Consider the following 21,208-nt stretch of genomic DNA (forward strand, 5'->3'; position numbering starts at 1 on the left):
GATGCGGCTGACGCGGCGCGGCCTTCTGCTGGGCGCTGCCGCAGGCGGCGGTCTGGCAGTCGCGTGGGCCGTCCTTCCGCGCAGCTTCGCGCCCCCCTTGTCCCCCGACGATAACGAGGCAGCGTTCGGAGCGTGGCTGACGATTGCCAGCGACGGCGTGGTGACCGTCTCCGTGCCGCAGCTCGAAATGGGGCAGGGTGTGACGACGCTGATCCCGCAACTTGTCGCGCAGGAACTCGGCGCTGACTGGCGGCAGGTCGCCGCGCAGCCCGCGCCTGTTAGCGGAGCTTATGCCAACACCGCGCTCGCCGCGCGATGGGCCAGCCTGTGGGAACCGGTATTCGCCGATCTCGCGGACGAGCCGGACGACTTCGCGGTGCGGCGCTTCGCCGAGGATCGCCGCTTCATGGCGACGGCGGCGGGCACGACGCTGGACGCTTATGAAATGCCCGCACGCGAGGCCGCGGCGGCGGCGCGGGCAATGCTGTGCATGGCTGCTGCCGACCGCTGGAACGTGGCGTGGGAGGAATGCGAGGTCGCCAACGGCTTCGTGCGTCACGGCGAGAAGCGTTTTCGCTTCGGTGAGCTGGCGGTGGAAGCGGCAAGCTACGATCCGCCCGATCCGCCTCCGCTCGAACCCACGCCCCCGCGCGAGGTGCCGACTGAGATGGGCTCCGATGCTGCGGCCAGCCTCGACTTCCCGCGGCTGGACCTGCCGGCCAAGGTGGACGGCACTTTTCAGTTTGCAGGCGACGTGCGGCTGCCCGGAATGCTCTATGCCGCGATCCGTCATGGGCCGTTGCAGCAGGACGGCGCGCTCTCGCGCCTCGCCAATTTCGACAAGCCTTCCATTGTCGGCCTGCGCGGGGTCGAAGGGATAGTGCGCGGCGGCAACTGGCTGGCGGCCGTGGCGCGGGACTGGTGGACCGCGGAACGCGCGGTATCGGCGATGACGCCGCAATTCACGGTCGACGGACCGCTCGACAGCGAGGCGATGGAAGCGCGGATCGACGAGGCGGTGCGCGGCGGCGAAGGCGCGCGCATCGCCACGCGCGGAGACGGGGACGACAGCTTCGATCGAACCGACATCGCGCTGCGCTACGACGTGCAGCCAGCCGTCCATGCGACGCCCGAAACCTCCAGCGTCACGGCGCGCCTTACCGATGGACGGCTGGAACTCTGGGCCGCCTCGCAGGCGCCGGAGCAGGCGCGAAACGCCGTTTCCGACGCGCTGGGGATGAGCGAACGCAACATCGTGCTCTATCCCATGCCCGCAGGCGGCAGCTTCGACCGGCGGCTCGACCATCGCCAGATCGTCCACGCCGCGCTGATCGCGCGCGAAACGGGCCGACCGGTCCAGCTCATATTGTCGCGCTGGCAGGAACAGCTTTCCGGGCTGCATCGCCAGCCTTGTTCGGCCCTGCTCACCGCCAAGCTGGAGGCCGGCGGCGTGCCGACCCATTGGCGCGCCCGCATCGCCGCGCCGCCCGCGATGAAGGAGATGGGGCGGCGGCTTTTCTCCGGCGGGGGGATCGCGTCGGCCAAGGCCGAGGTCGCCGGGCAGATCGACCCGCTCGTCTGCGAAGGCGCCATGCCGCCCTATGGCATACCCAATGTCGCGGTCGATCACATTTCCGTCGATGTCGGCGTGCCCCTGTCGCGGATGCGCGGGGGGAGCGACGGATACACCGCCTTCTTCACCGAATGCTTCATCGACGAACTCGCCCAGCGCGCTCGTCGCGAGCCGCTGTCCTTCCGGCTGGGCCTGCTCGGCGACGACAAGCGTCTGTTCGAATGTCTGCGCCGCGCCGCGCGGCTGGCGGAATGGGACGGCGGCGTCGACCGCAGCGGACAGGGCCTTGCCTGCCACCGGATGGGCAGCGTCGAAAGCGGCGGCTGCATCGCTCTGGTCGCCACCGCCCGCGCGGGAGAGGGCGGGCTGCGGGTCGAGAAGCTGACCGCGGCGGTCGATATCGGCCGGATCGTCAATCTCGACATTGCACGCCAGCAAATCGAGGGTGGGCTGCTGTTCGGCCTGTCGCTCGCCGTAGGCTCGGCGGTAACCTACACCCAAGGCCTACCGAACGAGGGCCGCCTGCGCGATCTCAACCTGCCGAGCCTTGCCGAAGCGCCTGACATAGAGGTGAGCTTCGTGGACAGCGATGCGCCCGCTTTCGATCCGGGTGAGATCGGCATGACCGTGGCCGCGCCGGCCATCGCCAACGCTTTGCATTCGGCCACCGGCTTGCGTCTTCGCCGTCTGCCCTTACTTGCAGGCGCGACATGACCTGGCAAAAACAGCAACTCCCCGTTGACCATCCCCCCGCAAAGAGCGGTCGCGTAGGCGTGATGCTCGTCAATCTCGGCACACCCGACGCGCCCGACGCCAAGTCGGTGAAACGCTATCTGGCGGAATTCCTGTCCGACCGCCGGGTGGTTGAGATTCCGGCAATTGCCTGGCAGCCGATCCTGCGCGGCATCATCCTCAACACGCGGCCCAAGAAAAGCGCGCACGCTTACAGCCAGGTCTGGAGCGAAGAGGGCTCTCCGCTCGCGGCGATCACTGCGCGGCAAGCGAGAGCATTGCAGGCGCAACTGGGCGAAGGCGTGCGGGTCGACTGGGCCATGCGCTACGGCAACCCCTCCATTTCAGAGCGCCTGACCGCGATGATGGACGCAGGGTGCGAGCGTATCCTGTTCGCACCGCTCTACCCGCAATATTCGGGCGCCACCACGGCAACCGCGATGGACAAGCTGGGCGATGCCTTGCGTGCGATGCGCTGGCAGCCGACCATACGCACGCTGCCGCCCTACCATGACGATCCGGCTTATATCGACGCGCTGGAGGAGGACGTGGCCGCGCAGATCGAAGCGCTCGATTTTGCGCCGGAAGTGCTGCTGCTGAGCTTCCACGGGATGCCGCAGCGCACGCTGGAACTGGGCGATCCCTACCATTGTCATTGCCGCAAGACAGCGAGACTGCTGGGCGAACGGCTTTCCCTGCGCTTCCCCGGCCTTCGGCTGGAGACCACGTTCCAGTCCCGCTTTGGCCGGGCGAAATGGCTGGAGCCTGCCACCGACGACACCATTGCGCGGCTGGCTGGCGAGGGGGTGAAGCGCATTGCCATTGCCGCACCCGGCTTCTCCGCGGATTGCCTGGAAACACTTGAAGAGCTGGCGATGCAGGGCCGCGACCAGTTCATCGAGGAAGGCGGCACGCATTTCGCCGCGCTCGCGTGCCTCAACGACAGTGCGCCGGGTATGGCGATGCTGGACGCGATGGTGCGGCGCGAACTGTCGGGCTGGATTCCCGCCCCCGAATAACTTACACCGGGGTAAGTAACGCCGCAGCTCGAAAGGCAACCCCGATGGCCACGCTCGCTCCCGCCGCCTCTCCACACGCTCCAGCACCGGCGCGGCCGAAGCACTGGATGGACGACATCATTGGCGAGGCGGAACTGGCGCATATTCCGGGCGAGGGCGGTTTGCCGGTGGTCGGCAACACGTTCCGGATGCTGGCCGATCCGCACGGATTTACTCGCCGCATGGTCGAAACCTACGGCACGGTCTATCGCAACAAGGCGTTTGGCGGCTGGCAGGTCGCGCTGATCGGCGCGGACGCCAACGAACTGCTGCTGTTCGATCGGCAGAAAATCTTTTCCAGCGAGCAGGGCTGGGGCCCGATCCTCGACCAGCTGTTTCCGCGCGGACTGATGCTGATGGATTTCGACCATCACCGCGTCGATCGCCGCGCGCTTTCGATAGCGTTCAAGCCCGGCCCGATGCGGCACTATGCCGGATCGCTCAATGCCGGGATCGCGCGCGAAGTGGCCGATTGGGGCGGAAAGCCGATGCGCTTCTATCCCGCGATCAAGCAGCTGACGCTCGACTTAGCGGCTGAAAGCTTCATCGGCATTCCTTTCGGGCCGGAAGCGGACCGGATCAATCAGGCGTTCGTCGACATGGTGCAGGCCTCGGTCGCGCCGGTGCGCTCGCCGCTGCCTTTCACCCTGATGCGCAAGGGCGTGAAGGGCCGCGCCTTCCTGGTCGATTATTTCACCCGCGAAACGGAGCGGCGGCGCGCCGAGGGCGGTGGGCAGGACATGTTCAGCCAGTTCGCCACCGCCACGCGGGAAGACGGATCGATGCTGCCGGTCGACGAAGTGGTCGATCACATGAACTTCCTGATGATGGCCGCGCACGACACCATCACGTCGAGCGCGACTTCGCTCGTCTATCTGCTCGCCAAGCACCCCGAATGGCAGGAGAAACTGCGGCGGGAGATCGAGGCCGTGACGGGCGGTGCGGGCAAGCCGGTCGATTACGACGACCTCGGCAAGCTGGAACTGACGGAAATGGCGTTCAAGGAAGCCTTGCGATTCATCCCGCCGGTCCCCTCCATGCCGCGCCGCGCGATGGAGGAATTCGAATTCGGCGGATACCGCATCCCGGCAGGCACCTCGGTCGGCATCAACACGCATTACGTGCATCATATGGAGGAACACTGGCCCGACCCGCTGACCTTCGATCCGATGCGCTTCACGCCTGAGCAGGTGAAGGCGCGGCACAAATACGCATGGATACCTTTCGGCGGCGGGGCACATATGTGCCTCGGCTTGCACTTCGCTTACATGCAGGTGAAAATCCTGATGGCACATCTGCTGTCGCGCTATCGGATCGAGATCGCGGACGGCTACGATCCGGAATGGCAGGCCTGGCCTATCCCGAAGCCCAAGGACGGGCTGAAGGTAGAGTTCGTGAAGCTCTAGATTGTTGGTCTGCCCATGCGGGCGACATCCTAGGTGCTATCCCCTCCATTGCATTTCGGGGCACCTGCGGGCGCGCGGGCTCGCGCTTTTTGATTGTCTGGTCGCCGATCAGGATATCAGAAATCGATGGCGATGCCTTTTTTGACCCAGTCGCCGTAACGGGTGGGGCTTAGCTTTTCGTCGTCCTTCAGCGGCTCCGGCTTGGGCGGCGGGTCGTTGGACCAGTGCGCGGGTTTCACGAATTCCGTTTTGGGTTTCTCGGCCATGCTTTCGAAATGCGCGCGCTGGCGGGAAGTTTCAACCCCGGCTAAGGGCGCTAGGCCATGGCCGATATTCCCGGACTTCCCGCGCGCAGCGCCGCGCTCAAAATGCTTGATGCCGTGCTGCGTCGGGGCGAGACGCTCGATCAGGCGGCACCCAACGCGCTGCGGAAAGTCCGCGGCTTTGCCGACAAGGCGCTCTCGCGTGCCATCGCGGGAGAGGTTCTGCGCTGGCTGGTCGATCTCGACGCGCTGATCGATTCCGCGACCAAACAGGTTCTGCCGGACGATGCGAAGCCGCGCATGGTGCTGCGGCTGATGCTGGCGCAATGGCTGCGTCTGGAAACGCCTCCCCATGCGGTGGTGGCGACTGCACTGCCCCTGCTGGCGGGCGGACCCAAGCGGCTGGCGCACGGCGTTTTCGCGACACTGACGCGCGGCGAAGCAGCTCTGCCGCCGGTTCCCACCTTGCCACCTCAGGTCGCGGCGCGCTGGGGTGACCGGGCGGAAGCGATTGCGGCGGGCCTGATTGCGCCGCCGCCGCTCGACTTGGCCCTGGGCGATCCGGCACGGACGGGGGAATGGGCGCAGCGGCTTGGCGGCGTATCTCTCGCAAGCGGTCATGTCCGGTTGCCGCGCGGGACGGCGGTGGAAAATCTCGAAGGCTATGCCGAAGGCGCATGGTGGGTGCAGGACCTCGCGGCTTCGCTGCCGGCACGCCTGCTGGGGCAGGGGGAAGGGCGCCGCGTGCTCGACCTTTGCGCCGCGCCCGGCGGCAAGACGTTGCAACTGGCTGCGGCGGGCTGGGACGTCACCGCGCTGGACATTTCCAAGCGGCGGATGGAGCGGCTGCGCGACAACCTTCAGCGCACCGGGCTGGCGGCCCATGCCGTCACAGCGAACGCGCTGGAATGGGAGCCGGGGGACACGTTCGACGCGATCCTGCTCGACGCGCCCTGCACGGCGACCGGCACCGCGCGGCGGCATCCGGACGTCATCCACCGGATCGGGGATCGCCAGATCACGGAGATGGCAGAATTGCAGTCCGCATTGCTGGGCCGGGCAGCAGGATGGCTCGCACCGGGCGGGAGGCTGGTCTACGCGGTTTGTTCGCTCGAAACCGGCGAAGGGGTAGCGCAGGCCCAAGGGTGCGCGATGCCCCGATCGCCAATTCTTGCGGAGGAGCTTCCCCCCGGATTGCAGCCCACGCCAGAAGGCTTTGTCTGCACTGATCCCGGAATGTTCGCCGAACATGGCAGGCTGGACGGATTTTTCATCGCCCGCTTCGGTTAGCCACGCGAAAACGGCCCCGGCGATGTCTCGTCAGGGCCGCTCTCATGTCCGATTTATCAAGCGATCAGGCGTCTTCCCTGAGATATTTCTGGAAGCTCTTGCGCAGCTTCATCAGCTTGGGCGGAATAACCGCGAGGCAATAGGGATTGCTCTTGCCCTGGCCTTCCCAATATTCCTGATGGTATTCCTCAGCCGGATACCACTGCGCGGGACCTTCGATGGTCGTCACCGCTTTCTGGCCGCCATGATCGGCGTTCCAGCGGGCGATGGCGGCTTCCGCTTCGCTTCGCTGCGCGTCGTCGAGCGGGAAGATGGCACTGCGGTATTGCGTGCCCACATCATTGCCCTGTCGATTCAGCTGCGTCGGATCATGGGTACCGAGAAAGACGTCGTAGATTTCGGGAAGGGTGATGACTTCGGGATCGAACGTCACGCGAATGCCTTCCGCGTGCCCGGTCGACCCGCTGCATACCTGCTTGTAGGTCGGGTCCGCCACGTCGCCGCCGATATAGCCGCTTTCGACCTCGCTCACGCCGATCACGTCGCGGAACACCGCTTCGGTGCACCAGAAGCAGCCGCCGGCAATGATCGCTTGCTGTTTGTCGCTCATGCAAATCTCCGTATAGTGGCTGGCAATGTAGGTACGGCGTAGCCGATTGCCATGAGTGAGAGGACGATGATGATGAAAGCTGGGACGATGAAAGCTGCTCTTTTGACTGCGATTGCCACGGGCGCGATGTTCGCCGGTGTTCCGGCTTCGGCACAGCAGGAGGTTCTGCTGCCCGATGGTGCCAGCATCCCTACTTACGAAGACACGAAAGCGGCGCAGGCGATCATGCAGACCGTGCTGGCCGACGCGCGCCGCGCGGACGATCGCGCGCGTGACGAATGGCGGCACCCGGCCGCGACGCTGGAATTCTTCCAGGTTCGCCCCGGCATGACCGTGGCCGACTATATGCCCGCCGGCGGCTGGTACACGCGCGTCCTCGCTCCGTATCTGGGTGAGAGCGGCAGCTACATCGGACTGTCGCCCAATCCTGCGGCCGCTGATTCGGATCGGTTTGCAGAATACATGGCCGGACTGCCCGGCAAGTTCGGCGAAAGCTATCCGGCATGGTCGCTGACGGGGGCCCCGGTCACCTACTACGACAGTGCTAACGTGCCCGAAGGCGTCGCGGGAACGGTCGACCGCGTGCTGATCTTCCGGGAAATGCACAATCTGCTTCGGTCGGGCGCGATGTATGCGGAGCTGACCGGCATCCGCAAGATGCTGAAGGATGACGGGATGCTCGGCATCGTGCAGCACCGCGCGAAGGAAGATGCTCCTGCCGACTACACGCTCGGCGCGAACGGCTACCTGCGCCAGAAGGACGTCGTTGCGCTGGTCGAGGCGCACGGGTTCGAACTCGTGGATACGAGCGAGATCAACGCCAACCCCAACGATCCCGCCAACCACGAAGGCGGCGTCTGGACCCGTGCGCCTTCGTTCAGCGGCGCGGAAAAGGGCACGGAAGAATACGCCCGGCGTGAAGCGATGGGCGAAAGCGACCGCATGACCCTGCTGTTCCGCAAGCGTTGAGAGGCCAGCCAAACGCATGAGCGAACTGACTGTCGCCGCGCTTCAGCTGGCGCTCAATTCCGAAGACGAGAGCGAGAATATCGCGGCAGTCTCCGCTCTGGTGGAGGAAGCCGCGGCGGGCGGCGCGCAGATCGTGTTGCCGCCCGAGCTCTTTTCCGGCCCCTATTTCTGCAAGGTGGAAGATGAGGAGTTGTTCGCGCTTGCCCGTCCTACGGCGCAGCACCCCTCGGTCGTTGCGATGCAGGAACTCGCGGCGAAGCTGAAGGTCGCGATCCCGACGAGCTTTTTCGAGCGGGACGGGCACCACTACTACAACACGCTGGCGATGATCGACGCGCAGGGCGAGATCCTGGGCACCTACCGCAAGAGCCATATTCCCGACGGACCGGGGTATGAGGAAAAGTACTATTTCCGTCCCGGCAACGACGGGTTCAAGGTGTGGGACGTGTTCGGCACGCGCATCGGCGTGGGCGTTTGCTGGGACCAGTGGTACCCGGAATGTGCTCGCGCGATGGCATTGATGGGCGCCGAAGTGCTGTTCTATCCCACCGCCATTGGTTCTGAGCCCTATGATGCCGATCTCGACACCAGCAGGATGTGGCGCCGCGCGATGCTGGGCCATTCGGTTTCCAACTGTATGCCCGTGGTTGCAGCCAACCGGATCGGGGTGGAAGGCGGACAAAGCTTCTACGGACACAGCTTCATCACGGACGAATGGGGCGATTATCTTTGCGACTACGGTCGGGAGGAAAGCGGCGTGTTGATGGCAAGGCTCGACCTGAAGCGCGCAGCCATGCACCGCGCGGGAATGGGCTTCTTCCGCGACCGGCGCCCCCAGCTTTACGGAAGGCTTTGCGAGGATATTTGAGCGGCGAGCACCTCTATCTCCTGGCGCTGGGGAGCAACCAGCGCCATCACCGGCTCGGCGATCCGCGCGCGCTGCTGGCTTCTGCACTTGCCATGGTCTCTTCCGGGGCTATCGAAGTCGTCGCTCGGTCGAAAGTCGTTGCGACGCGCCCGCTCGGGCCATCGCAGCGCGTCTATGCAAACGCAGCGGCGATCGTGCGTGGGCGCCAGCCGCCGGACGAAATGCTGTCCCTGCTCCAAGATATAGAGACGTCGTACGGTCGCACGCGTATCGGCCAGCGCTGGCGGGCGCGCACGCTCGATCTGGACATAATATTATGGAGTGGCGGCCGTTGGCGAACTTCCGATCTGACAATTCCGCATCCGCTTTTTCGCAAGCGACGCTTCGTTCTCGGCCCCGCCGCCTCGATCGCGCCCGATTGGCGCGACCCAGTCACCGCGCTGACGCTTCGACAGCTTCACGCGCGCTTGACCCGGCCGCAGGTGCTGCCTAGGGGACTGCCCGGTGAGTGGGCCCTTAGCTCAGTCGGTAGAGCAACTGACTTTTAATCAGTAGGTCGCTGGTTCGAACCCAGCAGGGCTCACCAAAGTTTCCTGAGAAAAACACGCGGCGCAGGTAGTTTTGAACTGCGTGTTTTATGCAACATTCGCCCGATAAGGGGCAGATTTCCGTTGGAATATGTTGCAAGAGTTCAGGAAATCGGCTTTGTCGGGCGAGATTGGTGGGAACCGTTCCACCGGTCGTGCTTTTGACAATGCAGGAGGGCGATCCGAATTGGGTACATGGCCGGGCTTTGAAAATGCTCGGACAATCCTGTCGGAACCTCCCTAAAGACGTATTTCGTATTCTTGCCCTCGACCTGAATGTCGGGGGTGCCACAAGGGGAAGTTTAATGGTTCGCAAGCTAGCACTGGGCATGGCCTTGGCCTCCACGGCCCTTGCCTCGCCTGCCTTGGCACGGGACGATAGTTTCTATATCGGCCTCGAAGGCGGCGCAGTCATGGCCGAAGATCTCGACGTTGATGTAAACGACGTCAACGACGTTGCTCGCATCGATCACCACGCCGGTTACGACGTCGGTGGTCTGGTGGGTTATGACTTCGGTGCATTCCGTCTGGAAGCCGAAGGCGCCTACAAGGATCTCGACGCAGACAGCATCGCGCTCACGGGTGCCGGTGAATTCGACGCAACCGGTGACACGAACGTCCTGAGCTTCATGCTCAACGGCCTGTTCGATTTCGGTGACGACGACGGCCTTCAGGGCTACGTCGGCGGCGGTATCGGTGTCGCTCGCGTTGAAACCGACGCCGGTTTCGAACTGACCAACGCAGCGATCGCCAATGGCGCATCGGGCGCGCTGGTCGACGACAGCGACTCCGGTCTTGCATGGCAGCTGATCGCCGGTGTGCGTGAAGCCGTCAGCGACAACTGGGACATCGGCCTGAAGTATCGTTACTTCAACGCACCGAACCTCGACTTCGTGTCGGCAACCGGTGACGATCTCGAAGCCGATCTGACCTCGCACTCGATCCTGCTGGGCGTGTACTACAACTTCGGTGAGCCGGCTGCTCCGCCGCCGCCGCCTCCGCCGCCCCCGCCGCCCCCGCCGCCCCCGCCGCCCCCGCCGCCGGTGACTGCGGCGCCGTGCAACACGGGTCCGTACATCGTGTTCTTCGACTGGGATAAGTCGGACATCACTGCGGAAGCAGCGACGATCCTTAACTCGGCCGTCACCGCCTACAACGATTGCGGCAACGCCGCGATCATGCTGGCCGGTCACGCTGACCGTTCGGGTACCGTGCAGTACAACGTCGGCCTGTCCGAGCGTCGTAACGAAGCTGTCACCGACTACCTCGTCAACCGGGGCATCCCGGGTGCACGTATCGGCAGCGAAGCGTTCGGCGAAAGCAGCCCGCGCGTTCCGACCGCCGACGGCGTTCGCGAACTTCAGAACCGTCGCGTGGAAATCACCTACGGTCCGGGTTCGGGCATGTAATCGACGGGTCACACAAGACCTTTGGGAAGGGGCCGGTTTTCCGGCCCCTTTTCTTTTGCCCGATGCCCGCGTGATCGGCTGCCGCGCGGTTACAGGCGGATCGGGCCGGGCGCCTGGGGCGCAAAAGGGCAGGGCGTTTTTGGCCGAAGTCTGGGAGACGTCCCCTCGGAGAGCGTTCATGCTCCCGACCCGACGTGGTGCTCTTATAGGCGAGCGAGAAAAGGTCAGGCTGCGCGGCTCAGAGGTTGATTAGGCCCCAGTATGGGCCCGTCCCAATCAGGAGCTGGGTGGAGGTGATGAGCGCCTAGGCTGATCGCGCATCGATTAGCCCGGCAACCAACGACGCAACCCTAATCGTGGATCATAGCCCCAACCGGGCTGGCTTATACGAGGGGAACCCGGTTCCCTCGCCAACAACCGCTAAGCTATCGCAAAGCAATAGCCTCGCGGACCGAGCCAAATATTCCTAAGCCATATGGACCCGCGCCCGCATGACGCCGGGGCTTCGCCTGCCTTAGTTGTGCGCTTCCTCGATCCAGTCGGCGCGCAGGGTGCGCGATGCGAACAGCACGAGCAGGCCAGCGAGCACGTAGAAACCCAGGCACGCCACAGCCGCGTAAAGCAGCGCATCATTGCCGTAGGTTTCCGTAAACCCGTCCGACAGGAAACCCATTAGCATGGGGCCGATACCAAGGCCGATCAGGTTGTTGATCATCAAGAAGCTTCCCGACGCCGTCGCGCGCATCTCTGCCGGAACCAGATTCTGCACAGCCGTGGTGATCGGTCCGAGCCACAGGGTGTTCAGCGCATTGGGAACAAGCAGGATGATCCACATCAGCCACAGCGGCATCGGCACCATGAATGCCAGCGCGAAGGTCGGCGCCGTGATCAGCCAGGCAATCGCCGGGATGCGCGCATACCAGCGGCGATCGGCCTGCCCCAGCTTGTCGGCCAGCCAACCGCCGAGGAACATCCCGCTCGTACCGCCGATAAGCAGCAGCGATGCGAGGAACTGCCCCGTAGTCACCAGGTCCATGCCGAAGCTGCGCATCAGGATGCCCGGTGTCCACAGCGCGAGGCCGTATCCTGTCAGGGAGCTCGATCCCGCAGCGAAGGCGAGCAGCCAGAAGCTCGGTTTCTTAAGAAGGATCGGGAAAGCGGCAAACATCGACGGGCGATCTGCTGCCGCCATCTGCTGGGCAGGCTTGGGAATGTCGCGCACGAGGTAAAGGAAGATCGGTGCCAGCACGATGCCGGCCACGCCCATCGTCAGGAAGGCAGCGCGCCAGTCCACGTTGGCAGCGATATACGCGCCCAGCAGGGTGCCACCGGCGAGCCCTATCGGCACGCCGAGCGAGAAGATCGCCAGCGCCCGCGCGCGGCGCTGCGGCGGGAAGTAGTCCGCAATCAGCGCATAGGACGGCGCGACGCCGCCCGCTTCGCCAACGCCCACGCCAAGCCGGTAGATGAAGAATTGCCAGAAACTCGTCGCCGTGCCGCACAGGGCGGTAAACGCGCTCCAGAACGTCAGCGCGCCGCCGATGACCCAGCTGCGCCGCGTGCGGTCGGCGAGAATCGAAAGCGGCACTCCCAACACCGAATAAAGAAGAGCGAAAGCGAGGCCGCCCAGCGCGCCGAACTGCGCGTCGGTGAGACCCAGGTCAGCCTTGATCGGCTCCTGCAATATGCCGAGGATCTGCCGGTCGAGGAAGTTGAAGATGTAGACCAGAGTCAGCATCGCCAGCGTAACTCCGGCGCGCGAACGATATTGTTCTGCCTGCGCGCCAGGCGCCGCAAGATTCGGGCTGCTCATCAATCAATTCCTCTCCACTGGAGGCTCGATTGACGCGATAAAGCGGGGCAGGTCAAGCCGTCGCGGCAGGTCGGCGCGTCAAGCGGCGGCGAGCATGGCGCGCGCGGCGTCCTCCACCGAACAGCTGGCGTCCACCCCGCGCAATGCGCATTCGAGCTGGGCCGCGCTCTCGCCCAGCGCGTTCTCGCCGAACACGCCCGCCGTACCGGCGATCTTGTGAACCTGGCGCGCCAGCTGTTCGGTTTCCTCCGCACTCGGCGTAGGCGAGCGCAAGATAGCGGCCACGGCTTCCAGTGCGGTTTTGCGGCGTTCTTCCCACATCGCATGAAGCGCGGCGGGCGCGCTGGCCTGCTGCCCGGTCGATGCTGGCGTTCCAGCCGGATTTGGCTGCCCAAGCCAGCGGTTCAGTTCGCCCGCCAGGCTGCGCAGGCGCAGCGGCTTGGCAAGATGGCCCTGCATCCCTGCGTCGCGCGCGAGCTGGATGTCGGCTTCATAAGCATTGGCGGTGAGGGCCATGATGGGGAGCTTGTCGGGCCCGATACCCGCCGCGCGGATGCGGCGGGCGGCTTCGTAGCCGTCGCATTCGGGCATCTGGATGTCCATCAGCACGAGGTCGAAGGGCTCGCCTTTGGCCTCCGCTTCCCGGACCATCCGCACGGCCTGGTTGCCGTCGTGCGCTTCCGTGGCGCGCTGGCCGCATTGTTCGAGCATGGCGCCGACCAGCAGGCGGTTGATGTCGACGTCCTCTGCCAGAAGGATCCGAGCGGGCGGGAGGTTGACGCAGGATGCCGCGCCATCCTCGGAATGCCGTTCGGCAGGCTCCAGCGCGTCGGCTTTCACCAATGGCACGCGCAGGACAAACCGCGATCCGCGTCCCTCCACGCTCACGGCGTCGAGCTCCCCGCCGAGAAGCCCGGCAAGCTTGCGCGAAATTGCGAGGCCCAGTCCAGTTCCGCCATATTTGCGCGAGGTGGTACCGTTGGCCTGCACGAACGGGTTGAAAATGGCCTTCATCCGCTCTGGCGCGATGCCGATGCCGCTGTCCTCCACGGCGATTACGAGCGTTTCGCCGTCCACGCCCGCACGCAGCACGACCTCGCCGCTGTCGGTAAACTTCACTGCATTGCCGACCAGGTTCAGCACGATCTGCCGGATGCGCTGCGGATCGGTGCAGACAGCGACGGGCAGGTCGATCGCGAAATCCTCTCGCATGGTGACGCCTTTCTCCTGCGCGTTCGCGGAATGGAGGCGCAGGCAGTGAGACAGCAGCTGGCGCAGGTTCACCGCCTCGTTGGCAACGACGATCTGCCCGGCCTCGATCTTGGATATGTCGAGAATGTCGTTGAGCAGTCGCATCATGGAGCGGCCGCTCTGCGTGATGAGGTCGGTCTGGTGGCGCTGTTCCGGCGTAAGATCCGAACGGGCAAGCAGTTCGGCGAAACCGAGCACGCCATTCATGGGCGTGCGAATCTCGTGCGACATATTGGCGAGGAATTCGCTCTTCGCTTCGGCAGCCGCCTCGGCATGGCGGCGGGCCCGGACCAGTTCCTTTTCGAGCGCCAGCCGGTGGGTAACGTCGCGCGCAGACACGATAATCGTTTCCGGCGCACCATCTGGCGATCGAACGAGCCGACAGAACGCTTCGATATATACGGCCTCGCCATTCGCGTCGTCCCGCAGACGGCGGTAGGTGAAGCGCTCGTTCTCGGTTTCGCCGCTCCCGAGGCGCCGGGTCACTTGCCGCAAGGTTTCCCGTGCTTCGGGGTGGGCTCGGATGAGCGAGTTCGAGCCGACCAGCTCGTCGCTCGACGCGCCGAGCACATCGCGCACGGATGGCGATGCGTAGAGGAAGGTGCCGTCGGGGAGATAGCGCAGCACTGCGTCGGCCATGTTCTCCGCCAGCAGCGCGTAGTCCTGCTTCTGCTCGCGGATCTGCCGCAGCATCTTCTTGGTGCATTGCAGGGAGGCGGCCACCGGAAGGCTGACGAGAAAGCAACTGGCGAGGAACAGTTGCAGCACGAGCATATGGCCGGTCATGCCCGCAACCGCCAGCTGGATCGGACCGCGTCCCAGCCACGTGCAGATTACCGCGATCACGGCGACCTTCGTTATCGAAAAGGCCGTGCCGAGGCTGCCGAGGCGGAAGGCGTGCAGCATGATGACCGGCGCGATCAGGAACAGGAAGGGAAACTGGCTCTGCAGGAAGACGTAGAACGTCAGCGAGGTGCCGAAAAAGGTGATGGCGCCCCATTCCAGAATATCTCTTCGGGCGGGGCGGCGGCGGTTCCTGAAGGCGTCGATGAATATCATCAGCGCCGGGGCCACGATCACCACACTCAACGCATCGGTCAGCGCCCATTGACCCCAGACGAAGGGCAGCTCCGCCAGCGGAGGTGCGATGACCAGAGTTGCAATCGTTGCCGACAGGGCGGGGGCCGCAATCCCCCCGACAGCACAGAAGCGCATGATGTCCTGCAGGTTCACCATGTCGGGCCGCGGCCCGCACAGCCGCCGCGTCAGCATGAGCATCACGGCGATTCCGCAGCTGTTGGCGGTAGAAAGGCCCATCGCCTTCCACAATGAATCGCCGACCATCAGATCGGCCGCTAGATTGCCGAACCACATCGATGCAAACACCGCCGGAAGCGGCCGCAGATCGACGCGCAGAAGGACGGCGATGGCCAGCGCGTTGGGGAGCCACACCGCCGCAATCCTGCCGTCACCGCACGACAACTCGATGCTGGCATAGGCGATCAGGCCAAAGACCACTCCGGGGACGATGGCGAGCGCGAGCAGGCGCAGGAAGGCAAGGCCGCTCTTTCCCGAGAGCGACCACTCAGGCGGCATCGGACCACTCCATGCAGGGCCGAGGCGCGAGTCCGGCAATTGCCTGCCGCAGCTGCTCGTCGTCGATCGGCTTGGAGAGTACGGCATGAACGCCGCTGGAGAGCGCGCAATCGAGCAGGGCGGTATCGCGCCGGGCGGTGATCGCAATCACCGGCACATCGGCCAGCCCACCGTCCTCGCGGATCGAGCGCAATGCTTCGAGCCCGCCACGCCGAGGCATGGCGATGTCGAGCAGCACCGCATCCGGCCTCACCTGCCGCGATTTCCTCTCCAGTTCGAAGCCGTCGTGCACGATGGTGACGCAGTGCCCCGCCGCTGCGAGCATTTCGCGAAGACGTAAGCCAAACAGGTAATCGTCGTCCGCCAGCAGAATGAACATGACCCACCTTCGATTGTGTCGACCTGGCTCCGGGATAGGCGGGGGAGGTAAATCGGGCCGTTGCAGGCGCTTAGGGGCGATTGCGTAGAATCACTGCGGGAAGCGGCCGATCCGCCATGGCTCTCGCAAAACGGTGCATCGGTGATTATGGTGGTGCGATGTCCCGGACGATCGAGAGCGGCTACGGCTCCGCACGACGCAAGCCCCGATGGGCGATGCTCCTACTGATTGCAGGGGCGCATATCGCGGCCCTGTTCGGCCTTGCAGCGGCCTTCGCGCCGGACTGGACGGCGGAAGCCATCGAGAACGTCGGTTCGCTCGTCACGGTTCAGATCACCGCACCTGAAGATCCCGAACCGGAAGTCACGCCGGAGCCGGAGCCGAAGCCCGACGAAGGCGCTGCGGCGCCCGAAGGCCCGCAGGCCAAGCCGAAGGAGGTGATGGCCCCCGAACCGCCGGTAAAGCTCAATCCCAAGCCCGTGCCGCGCGCCAGGTCCGATGGCGAGGAGAGTCGCTCCGGGGCTGGCGAAACAGGCGCAGGCACGGGGGCTGGCGGCGAAGGAGAGGGTACCGGCAGCGGACGCAGCGGGGACGGGCAGGGCGGCCTCGTCCCGGTCACCAAGCCAGTTCATATCTCCGGCCAGATCGAAAACGCGCGCGACTATCCCGTTCCGCCCGGCGGGCGGCAGGCGCGGCGCGGCACCGAAGTCATCGTGCAGGTCACCGTGGGTGCCGATGGCCGCGCTCGCAACTGCCGGGTCTACCAGCCCAGCCCCGATGCAGAGGCGGATCGCATCACCTGCGATCTCGTCGAAAGCCGGCTGCGCTTCCGCCCGGCCACCAATGCGCAGGGCGAGCCCGTGGCCGCGCCCTTCTACTGGCGGCAGAAGTGGTTCTGACGTGAGCGCTGGACCGTTTCCGGTCCGCCGGATAAAGCACTCGGGATGATAGCCCAGACCATTCAGCTTGCCCTCGCGCCGGTGTTCGTGCTGGTCGCCATCGGCAATATCATGAACCTGCTTTCGACCCGGCTTGGCCGCGTTGTGGACCGGGCGCGCAAATTGCAGGACACGCACGGCGACACGACCGGCGTCGAGCACGACGTGGTCGTTCGCCAGATCCGCTTGCTCGACAAGCGCATCGCGCTGATCGGTCGGGCGATCTTCGTCATGGTGATGAGCGGCCTCAGCATCGGACTGACCGTGGTGCTGCTGTTCGTCGAGGAATTCGCCGGGCTGGAGCTACAGCCCGTGGTGGCCTCGACGTTCATCCTCGCGATCGCGCTGCTGATGTTCGCGCTGGTTCTGTTCCTGCGCGAAACGCGGATCGCCTCGGCCGCGCTGAGGATCCCACGGCAATATCTGGAACTTGAACGCAAGCTCTAGTCCGCTTGAGGTTTGCTATTCCGGCGCGGAGAGCATCTTCTGGCCCTTGTCGCGGATCGCGCTGGCAACGATCGGTTCGACGAAGGACAGGGCGGGCGGCAGTTCCACCACGAAGACGACCTGATCGTCCTCGATGTCGATATGGCCGGTGATGCTCTGGCCCATCGCGCCGACGGCGAGCGTCATACGGTCTTCGCCCTGCCAGCCGGTATGCACCTCGGCAAAGCCGCCGGGAATGAAATCCGCGATCTGGTGGCTGCCCCCGCGGATGCGGCGCCGCACTTCTTCGCGACTAAGCTGGTGGGGAATGGCGACGCGCATCAGGCCTTGCTCCTCGCGGCCTTTTCCGCCTCGAAATCGGGCAGGGGCACGCCGCTGTCGCCCGCGTCACCCATGGCCGACCCGTATTTGTAATCGAGATAGCGCGTGCGGATCGCGAGTTCGTCGAGCGAGCCTTCGGCCAGTTGCCGCGTTATCGAATCGACCTCGCGGCTGATGTGGCCGAGGCCTTCCTCCAGCTGGCGCGCGGGCGTCGACCCGGCGCGTTCCTCATGCCGCAAGTGTTGCGGGATGCGGCGATAGCCTTCGATCATCTCGGGCAGATCCTCGCCCACCAGCTTGCGGATCTGGCGCGCGGTCGGGTGCTGCTGATCGACCTCTTCGAGTTGCAGCCCAAGTTCGTCGAGCTGGGCGCCGATCGTGGTCAGGATTTTCGCGATGGGCGCGGGCAGGGCGCTGCGCTGATGTTCCAGCCACAGTTCGGTCTTGCCGACGAGCGCCCGCACGTCCTCGGTTTTCAGATCGGCGCGCTTGGGCGTTTTCAGCCTGGGATACTTGCCGAGCAGATACACCGCCGCCACCGTCACGAAAATCGCGGTCATCAGCCCGGTGAAGCCGAGACCGTCGATCACTGCACCGGTGATGGATGCGGCCATCCAGATGCCAGCCAGCGCCAGCACGATCCGCCCGAATTTCTTCTTGAGATGCTGGCGCTTCAATTGGGCCGAGCCGCGACCGATCGAACCGCTGCGCCGCCCGCCCGCCTGCTGGACCTGCAGCGAGCCCTTTGCCGCGCGGATGATCTGGTCGCTGCTGTGCGTGCTGTCGGCCATCAACCCTCCAGCTCGAGCAGCGATGGACCGCGCGAGGCGACTTCCTTGCTCGCCTGCGCCTGACCTTCGGCGCGCGCGATATAGCCCTTCGACTTCTCGACCTCGCTCGAAAGCGCGTCGACCGTCTGCTTCATGCTGTCGAGCGCACGAACCTTGAATTCGTCGACCTCGTCCATCGTGTCGTAGATGTTCTGGAAGGCGCGTTGCAGCGTTTCGAGCGGAATGGTGCTCGACGCGGCCTGCTCGTGGATCTTGCCGGTCTGCTCGCGCAACAATGTGCCGGTAGAATCGATGATGCCCGCGGTCGTTTCGTTCAGCGCGGTAATCTGGCCGAGGACGAGGCGCTGGTTGGTCATCGCCTCGCTCACCGTCACCGCGGTGCGCAGCGCGCCGACCGTGGTGGTGCTGGCGCGGTCGACGCCTTTTACCAGTTCGACATTGTTCTTCTTGACCAGATCGAGTGCGAGATAGCCCTGTACGCTGACCGCCATCTGGGTGAGCAGGTCCTGCGTGCGCTGGCGGACGTAGAACAGCGCCGTCTCGCGAATCGCCTTGGCCTTCGCCGGGTCGGTCGCGTCGAGTTCGGCCGCCTTTTCCTCCAGCCTTGTGTCGAGCGTCCTGGAAATGTGGATCATCTGTTCCAGATTGCCCATCGCTTCCCACAGCTTGCGCCGTTCGACGTCGATGGCGGCGTTGTCCATCAGCAATTCGTCCTTGCCGCTCGCAAGGTTGCCGAGGATGCCCTGAATGTGTCCCTGCGCGCTCTGGTAGCTACGGAAGTAGCTGGTCAGCTTGTTGCCGTAGGGGATGATTCCGAGGAACTTGCGCGTGCCGGACAACTTGCCCCGCTTGCCGGGGTCGAGTTCCTCCACCACGCGGCGCAGTTCGGCAAGATTGGCGCCAACGCCTTCGTCCTTGTCCATCGCGCGCACCGGGCGATCGAGGAAGCGGTTGGACTGCTGCGCCGCCGCCATGATTTCCTTGCGGCCCATGTTGGTGATCTGGTCGACCTTCTGCCCGAATTCAGGCGAATTCGCGTCATGCGCCACCAGATCGGCGACGAAGGTATCGACCTTCTCTTCCAGCTTGGACTTCTTTTCCTCGTCCACGGGGACCAGCCCGACGGCCCGTTCCGGCGTGACCTGCGGCACCGGATCGGGCGGCGTAAGTTCCAGTTCGGTTTCGGTCGCAGTCTTGGTTTCGGCCATGGATCGTCCCGTTCGCAAGGGTGTGGTCGTGTCTCTCACTGTATTAGTAAGCTATAACACGTTCTTCAAGGATGACCAGTTTACGTCACTGCGGGTTTGTCCGCGAGCGCGAATTGCGTATGGCGTCCGACTAAGAGAGGGACAGCATGGCAAGCACACCGGAAATGACCGCGGCCAATACGCCGCCCGCGCCCGATACAGCCCCGCCGGCGGACAATTCTTTCAGCCATGTGCTCGCCAGCTGGCTCGCGTGGTGGCGCACGTCCGTCGTCGGTACGGTCGACCAGTCGGCGGTGATCGAGAAGCGGCGCGCGGAATGCTCAATTTCCTCGCGTTACCTGCTGATGCTTGCAATGTCCGCCGGCATCGCGATGCTCGGCCTGCTGCTGTCCTCGCCAGCAGTAGTGATCGGGGCCATGCTCCTCTCGCCGCTCATGGACCCCATCATCGGCCTGGGCTTCGGGCTGGCAGTGGGCGATTTCGGCTGGACCAAGCAGAGCGCGAAATCGCTTGCGGTCGGTACGCTTCTGTCCGTTCTGTTTTGCGCGGCAATCGTCTTCATGTCCCCGATCCAGACGATCACGCCGGAAATCGCCGCGCGCATCCGCCCCAATCTGTTCGACCTGTTCGTGGCACTTTTTTCCGCCATCGCCGGTGCTTACGCGATGATCCGCGGGCGTGAAGGCACTGTGGTGGGCGTTGCCATTGCCACCGCCCTGATGCCGCCGCTGGCCGTGGTCGGCTTCGGCCTCGCCACGGCGAACGGCACGGTCTTCTGGGGCGCGCTGCTGCTCTATTTCACCAACCTCATGACCATCGCGCTGACCGCCGCGATAATGGCCCGGCTTTACGGTTTCCGCACCAGCCTGTCGGAACGCAACACGGCGCTGCAATATATCGTCATCGTCGTCGCCTTCATCGGGCTCGCCATTCCGCTGTTCATCTCGCTGCGCCAGATCGCGTGGGAAACGCAGGCGCAGCGCGTCATCCGGCAGGAAGTGATGGCGCCGTTCGATGACAGCTCGCGCCTGTCCGACATTGCCTTCAACTGGGAAACCGACCCGATCGTGGTCGAGGCGACCGTGCTGACCCCGCAATTGAGCGCCAATGCGGAGCAGGTAACCGAGCGCCGGCTGAGCCAGCGAATGGAGCGGCCCATCGATGTCGCGCTGACGCAATATCAGGTCGGAACCGCCGCACAGGCCGCCGAGCAGGCGGAGGTCGCCACCGCCCGCGCACAGGAACAGGCGAGCGCCGCCCGTGCCGACGAACTGGCCGCCCGTCTGGCGATCGTGGCTGGCGTGGACGAAAGCGACGTGCTGGTCGATCGGCAGAAGCGCCGGGCGCTGGTGACGGCCCGCCCGCTCGATGGGGCAACGCTGATCGCCTATCGCGACCTCGAAAACCGTATTTCCGCGACGGAGCCGGAATGGACCGTCGAACTGCGGCCGCCCGCACGCACGCTACCGCAAGTCAGTTTCGACGCGGATGGGCCGGACGATGCCGGGGTCGCGGCGCTTGGCCTGATCGAATGGGCGGGCAAGCGCGTCGGCGCGCCTGTCGTGCTGATCGGCGGAGCGGACAATGTCGCTGCAATTGCCGAACTGCTCGGCCAGCGTGGACTGAACGTACGGACGGAAACGCGCGGCAACGGAACCGGCCCGGTCACCGCCCGCTGGGCGGCGCCGGAGCAATAGGC

Annotated in this window: 19 protein-coding genes and 1 tRNA gene; 12 read left to right on the forward strand and 8 right to left on the reverse strand. The window is 64.8% G+C overall.

The window, feature by feature from the left end:
• Position 1: 1 nt before the first annotated feature.
• Genes ACXYN8_RS09130 through ACXYN8_RS09140 form a run of 3 tightly spaced genes read left to right on the forward strand, consistent with a single transcriptional unit; the run spans position 2 to position 4,769 of the window.
• Positions 2-2,287, forward strand: a complete 2,286-nt coding sequence (locus ACXYN8_RS09130; protein ID WP_458889120.1) for a xanthine dehydrogenase family protein molybdopterin-binding subunit — start codon at positions 2-4, stop codon at positions 2,285-2,287.
• Positions 2,284-3,324, forward strand: coding sequence for a ferrochelatase (hemH, locus tag ACXYN8_RS09135; RefSeq protein WP_458889121.1), 1,041 nt, complete (start codon positions 2,284-2,286; stop codon positions 3,322-3,324). The genes ACXYN8_RS09130 and hemH overlap by 4 nt, the downstream gene beginning before the upstream one ends.
• A gap of 44 nt (positions 3,325-3,368) precedes the next feature.
• The gene (locus tag ACXYN8_RS09140) at positions 3,369-4,769 is read left to right on the forward strand and encodes a cytochrome P450 (protein WP_458889122.1); all 1,401 of its coding nucleotides are present in this window, start codon (positions 3,369-3,371) and stop codon (positions 4,767-4,769) included.
• Positions 4,770-4,885: 116 nt separating this feature from the next.
• On the opposite strand, the gene ACXYN8_RS09145 is transcribed toward ACXYN8_RS09140, so the two are convergent.
• Complete coding sequence (locus ACXYN8_RS09145; protein ID WP_458889123.1) at positions 4,886-5,035, reverse strand: DUF1674 domain-containing protein; 150 nt, start codon at positions 5,033-5,035, stop codon at positions 4,886-4,888.
• Between the two features lie 57 nt (positions 5,036-5,092).
• Between ACXYN8_RS09145 and ACXYN8_RS09150 the strand changes: the two genes are divergently transcribed.
• The gene (locus tag ACXYN8_RS09150; RefSeq protein WP_458889124.1) at positions 5,093-6,322 is read left to right on the forward strand and encodes an RsmB/NOP family class I SAM-dependent RNA methyltransferase; all 1,230 of its coding nucleotides are present in this window, start codon (positions 5,093-5,095) and stop codon (positions 6,320-6,322) included.
• A 64-nt stretch (positions 6,323-6,386) separates the two neighbouring features.
• Here the strand turns inward: ACXYN8_RS09150 and msrA are convergent, their stop codons facing one another.
• A complete protein-coding gene (gene msrA, locus ACXYN8_RS09155; RefSeq protein ID WP_458889125.1) occupies positions 6,387-6,932 on the reverse strand; it encodes a peptide-methionine (S)-S-oxide reductase MsrA in 546 nt (181 codons plus the stop codon).
• A gap of 51 nt (positions 6,933-6,983) precedes the next feature.
• Here msrA and ACXYN8_RS09160 point away from each other — a divergent pair, with 51 nt between their 5' ends.
• The 5 genes from ACXYN8_RS09160 to ACXYN8_RS09180 all read left to right on the forward strand — a co-directional run bounded on the left by ACXYN8_RS09160 (position 6,984) and on the right by ACXYN8_RS09180 (position 10,765).
• Positions 6,984-7,901, forward strand: a complete 918-nt coding sequence (locus tag ACXYN8_RS09160) for a class I SAM-dependent methyltransferase (protein WP_458889126.1) — start codon at positions 6,984-6,986, stop codon at positions 7,899-7,901.
• Positions 7,902-7,917: 16 nt separating this feature from the next.
• Positions 7,918-8,769, forward strand: coding sequence for an N-carbamoylputrescine amidase (aguB, locus tag ACXYN8_RS09165; RefSeq protein WP_458889127.1), 852 nt, complete (start codon positions 7,918-7,920; stop codon positions 8,767-8,769).
• Positions 8,766-9,317: a 2-amino-4-hydroxy-6-hydroxymethyldihydropteridine diphosphokinase gene (gene folK / locus ACXYN8_RS09170; RefSeq protein WP_458889590.1), complete on the forward strand. Its 552-nt coding sequence runs from the start codon at positions 8,766-8,768 to the stop codon at positions 9,315-9,317. Before aguB ends, folK begins: the two co-directional genes overlap by 4 nt.
• Positions 9,280-9,355: transfer RNA gene (locus tag ACXYN8_RS09175), tRNA-Lys, on the forward strand. The genes folK and ACXYN8_RS09175 overlap by 38 nt, the downstream gene beginning before the upstream one ends.
• A 306-nt stretch (positions 9,356-9,661) precedes the next feature.
• A complete protein-coding gene (locus tag ACXYN8_RS09180) occupies positions 9,662-10,765 on the forward strand; it encodes an OmpA family protein (protein WP_458889128.1) in 1,104 nt (367 codons plus the stop codon).
• A gap of 514 nt (positions 10,766-11,279) precedes the next feature.
• On the opposite strand, the gene ACXYN8_RS09185 is transcribed toward ACXYN8_RS09180, so the two are convergent.
• From ACXYN8_RS09185 to ACXYN8_RS09195, 3 genes are all read right to left on the reverse strand, one after another.
• Positions 11,280-12,578, reverse strand: coding sequence for a spinster family MFS transporter (locus ACXYN8_RS09185; protein WP_458889129.1), 1,299 nt, complete (start codon positions 12,576-12,578; stop codon positions 11,280-11,282).
• A gap of 78 nt (positions 12,579-12,656) precedes the next feature.
• A complete protein-coding gene (locus tag ACXYN8_RS09190; protein WP_458889130.1) occupies positions 12,657-15,425 on the reverse strand; it encodes an ATP-binding protein in 2,769 nt (922 codons plus the stop codon).
• A complete protein-coding gene (locus ACXYN8_RS09195) occupies positions 15,415-15,804 on the reverse strand; it encodes a response regulator (RefSeq protein ID WP_458889131.1) in 390 nt (129 codons plus the stop codon). Before ACXYN8_RS09195 ends, ACXYN8_RS09190 begins: the two co-directional genes overlap by 11 nt.
• A gap of 158 nt (positions 15,805-15,962) precedes the next feature.
• Between ACXYN8_RS09195 and ACXYN8_RS09200 the strand changes: the two genes are divergently transcribed.
• Positions 15,963-16,703 carry a TonB family protein gene (locus ACXYN8_RS09200; RefSeq protein WP_458889132.1) on the forward strand — a complete coding sequence of 247 codons (741 nt, stop codon included), beginning with the start codon at positions 15,963-15,965 and terminating at the stop codon, positions 16,701-16,703.
• Between the two features lie 45 nt (positions 16,704-16,748).
• The gene (locus ACXYN8_RS09205) at positions 16,749-17,189 is read left to right on the forward strand and encodes a DUF2721 domain-containing protein (protein WP_458889133.1); all 441 of its coding nucleotides are present in this window, start codon (positions 16,749-16,751) and stop codon (positions 17,187-17,189) included.
• Positions 17,190-17,204: 15 nt separating this feature from the next.
• Here ACXYN8_RS09205 and ACXYN8_RS09210 read toward each other — a convergent pair whose 3' ends face one another.
• The 3 genes from ACXYN8_RS09210 to ACXYN8_RS09220 are packed head-to-tail and all read right to left on the reverse strand — an operon-like array spanning position 17,205 to position 19,509.
• Positions 17,205-17,510, reverse strand: a complete 306-nt coding sequence (locus tag ACXYN8_RS09210; protein ID WP_458889134.1) for a polyhydroxyalkanoic acid system family protein — start codon at positions 17,508-17,510, stop codon at positions 17,205-17,207.
• Complete coding sequence (locus tag ACXYN8_RS09215) at positions 17,510-18,301, reverse strand: hypothetical protein (protein WP_458889135.1); 792 nt, start codon at positions 18,299-18,301, stop codon at positions 17,510-17,512. The genes ACXYN8_RS09210 and ACXYN8_RS09215 overlap by 1 nt, the downstream gene beginning before the upstream one ends.
• A complete protein-coding gene (locus tag ACXYN8_RS09220; RefSeq protein ID WP_458889136.1) occupies positions 18,301-19,509 on the reverse strand; it encodes a toxic anion resistance protein in 1,209 nt (402 codons plus the stop codon). Before ACXYN8_RS09220 ends, ACXYN8_RS09215 begins: the two co-directional genes overlap by 1 nt.
• 146 nt (positions 19,510-19,655) lie before the next feature.
• On the opposite strand from ACXYN8_RS09220, the gene ACXYN8_RS09225 reads away from it, so the two are divergent.
• Positions 19,656-21,206, forward strand: coding sequence for a TIGR00341 family protein (locus ACXYN8_RS09225; RefSeq protein ID WP_458889137.1), 1,551 nt, complete (start codon positions 19,656-19,658; stop codon positions 21,204-21,206).
• Positions 21,207-21,208: the final 2 nt, after the last annotated feature.

The organism is Altererythrobacter sp. CAU 1778 (assembly GCF_054482795.1).

What these genes read in the sequence shown, in the direction of transcription:
- ACXYN8_RS09130 (WP_458889120.1), top strand. Translation starts at nt 2, where the DNA reads ATGCGGCTGACGCGGCGCGGCCTTCTGCTGGGCGCTGCCGCAGGCGGC.
- hemH (WP_458889121.1), top strand. Translation starts at nt 2,284, where the DNA reads ATGACCTGGCAAAAACAGCAACTCCCCGTTGACCATCCCCCCGCAAAG.
- ACXYN8_RS09140 (WP_458889122.1), top strand. Translation starts at nt 3,369, where the DNA reads ATGGCCACGCTCGCTCCCGCCGCCTCTCCACACGCTCCAGCACCGGCG.
- ACXYN8_RS09145 (WP_458889123.1), bottom strand. Translation starts at nt 5,035, where the DNA reads ATGGCCGAGAAACCCAAAACGGAATTCGTGAAACCCGCGCACTGGTCC.
- ACXYN8_RS09150 (WP_458889124.1), top strand. Translation starts at nt 5,093, where the DNA reads ATGGCCGATATTCCCGGACTTCCCGCGCGCAGCGCCGCGCTCAAAATG.
- msrA (WP_458889125.1), bottom strand. Translation starts at nt 6,932, where the DNA reads ATGAGCGACAAACAGCAAGCGATCATTGCCGGCGGCTGCTTCTGGTGC.
- ACXYN8_RS09160 (WP_458889126.1), top strand. Translation starts at nt 6,984, where the DNA reads ATGAGTGAGAGGACGATGATGATGAAAGCTGGGACGATGAAAGCTGCT.
- aguB (WP_458889127.1), top strand. Translation starts at nt 7,918, where the DNA reads ATGAGCGAACTGACTGTCGCCGCGCTTCAGCTGGCGCTCAATTCCGAA.
- ACXYN8_RS09180 (WP_458889128.1), top strand. Translation starts at nt 9,662, where the DNA reads ATGGTTCGCAAGCTAGCACTGGGCATGGCCTTGGCCTCCACGGCCCTT.
- ACXYN8_RS09185 (WP_458889129.1), bottom strand. Translation starts at nt 12,578, where the DNA reads ATGAGCAGCCCGAATCTTGCGGCGCCTGGCGCGCAGGCAGAACAATAT.
- ACXYN8_RS09190 (WP_458889130.1), bottom strand. Translation starts at nt 15,425, where the DNA reads ATGCCGCCTGAGTGGTCGCTCTCGGGAAAGAGCGGCCTTGCCTTCCTG.
- ACXYN8_RS09195 (WP_458889131.1), bottom strand. Translation starts at nt 15,804, where the DNA reads ATGTTCATTCTGCTGGCGGACGACGATTACCTGTTTGGCTTACGTCTT.
- ACXYN8_RS09200 (WP_458889132.1), top strand. Translation starts at nt 15,963, where the DNA reads ATGTCCCGGACGATCGAGAGCGGCTACGGCTCCGCACGACGCAAGCCC.
- ACXYN8_RS09205 (WP_458889133.1), top strand. Translation starts at nt 16,749, where the DNA reads ATGATAGCCCAGACCATTCAGCTTGCCCTCGCGCCGGTGTTCGTGCTG.
- ACXYN8_RS09210 (WP_458889134.1), bottom strand. Translation starts at nt 17,510, where the DNA reads ATGCGCGTCGCCATTCCCCACCAGCTTAGTCGCGAAGAAGTGCGGCGC.
- ACXYN8_RS09215 (WP_458889135.1), bottom strand. Translation starts at nt 18,301, where the DNA reads ATGGCCGACAGCACGCACAGCAGCGACCAGATCATCCGCGCGGCAAAG.
- ACXYN8_RS09220 (WP_458889136.1), bottom strand. Translation starts at nt 19,509, where the DNA reads ATGGCCGAAACCAAGACTGCGACCGAAACCGAACTGGAACTTACGCCG.
- ACXYN8_RS09225 (WP_458889137.1), top strand. Translation starts at nt 19,656, where the DNA reads ATGGCAAGCACACCGGAAATGACCGCGGCCAATACGCCGCCCGCGCCC.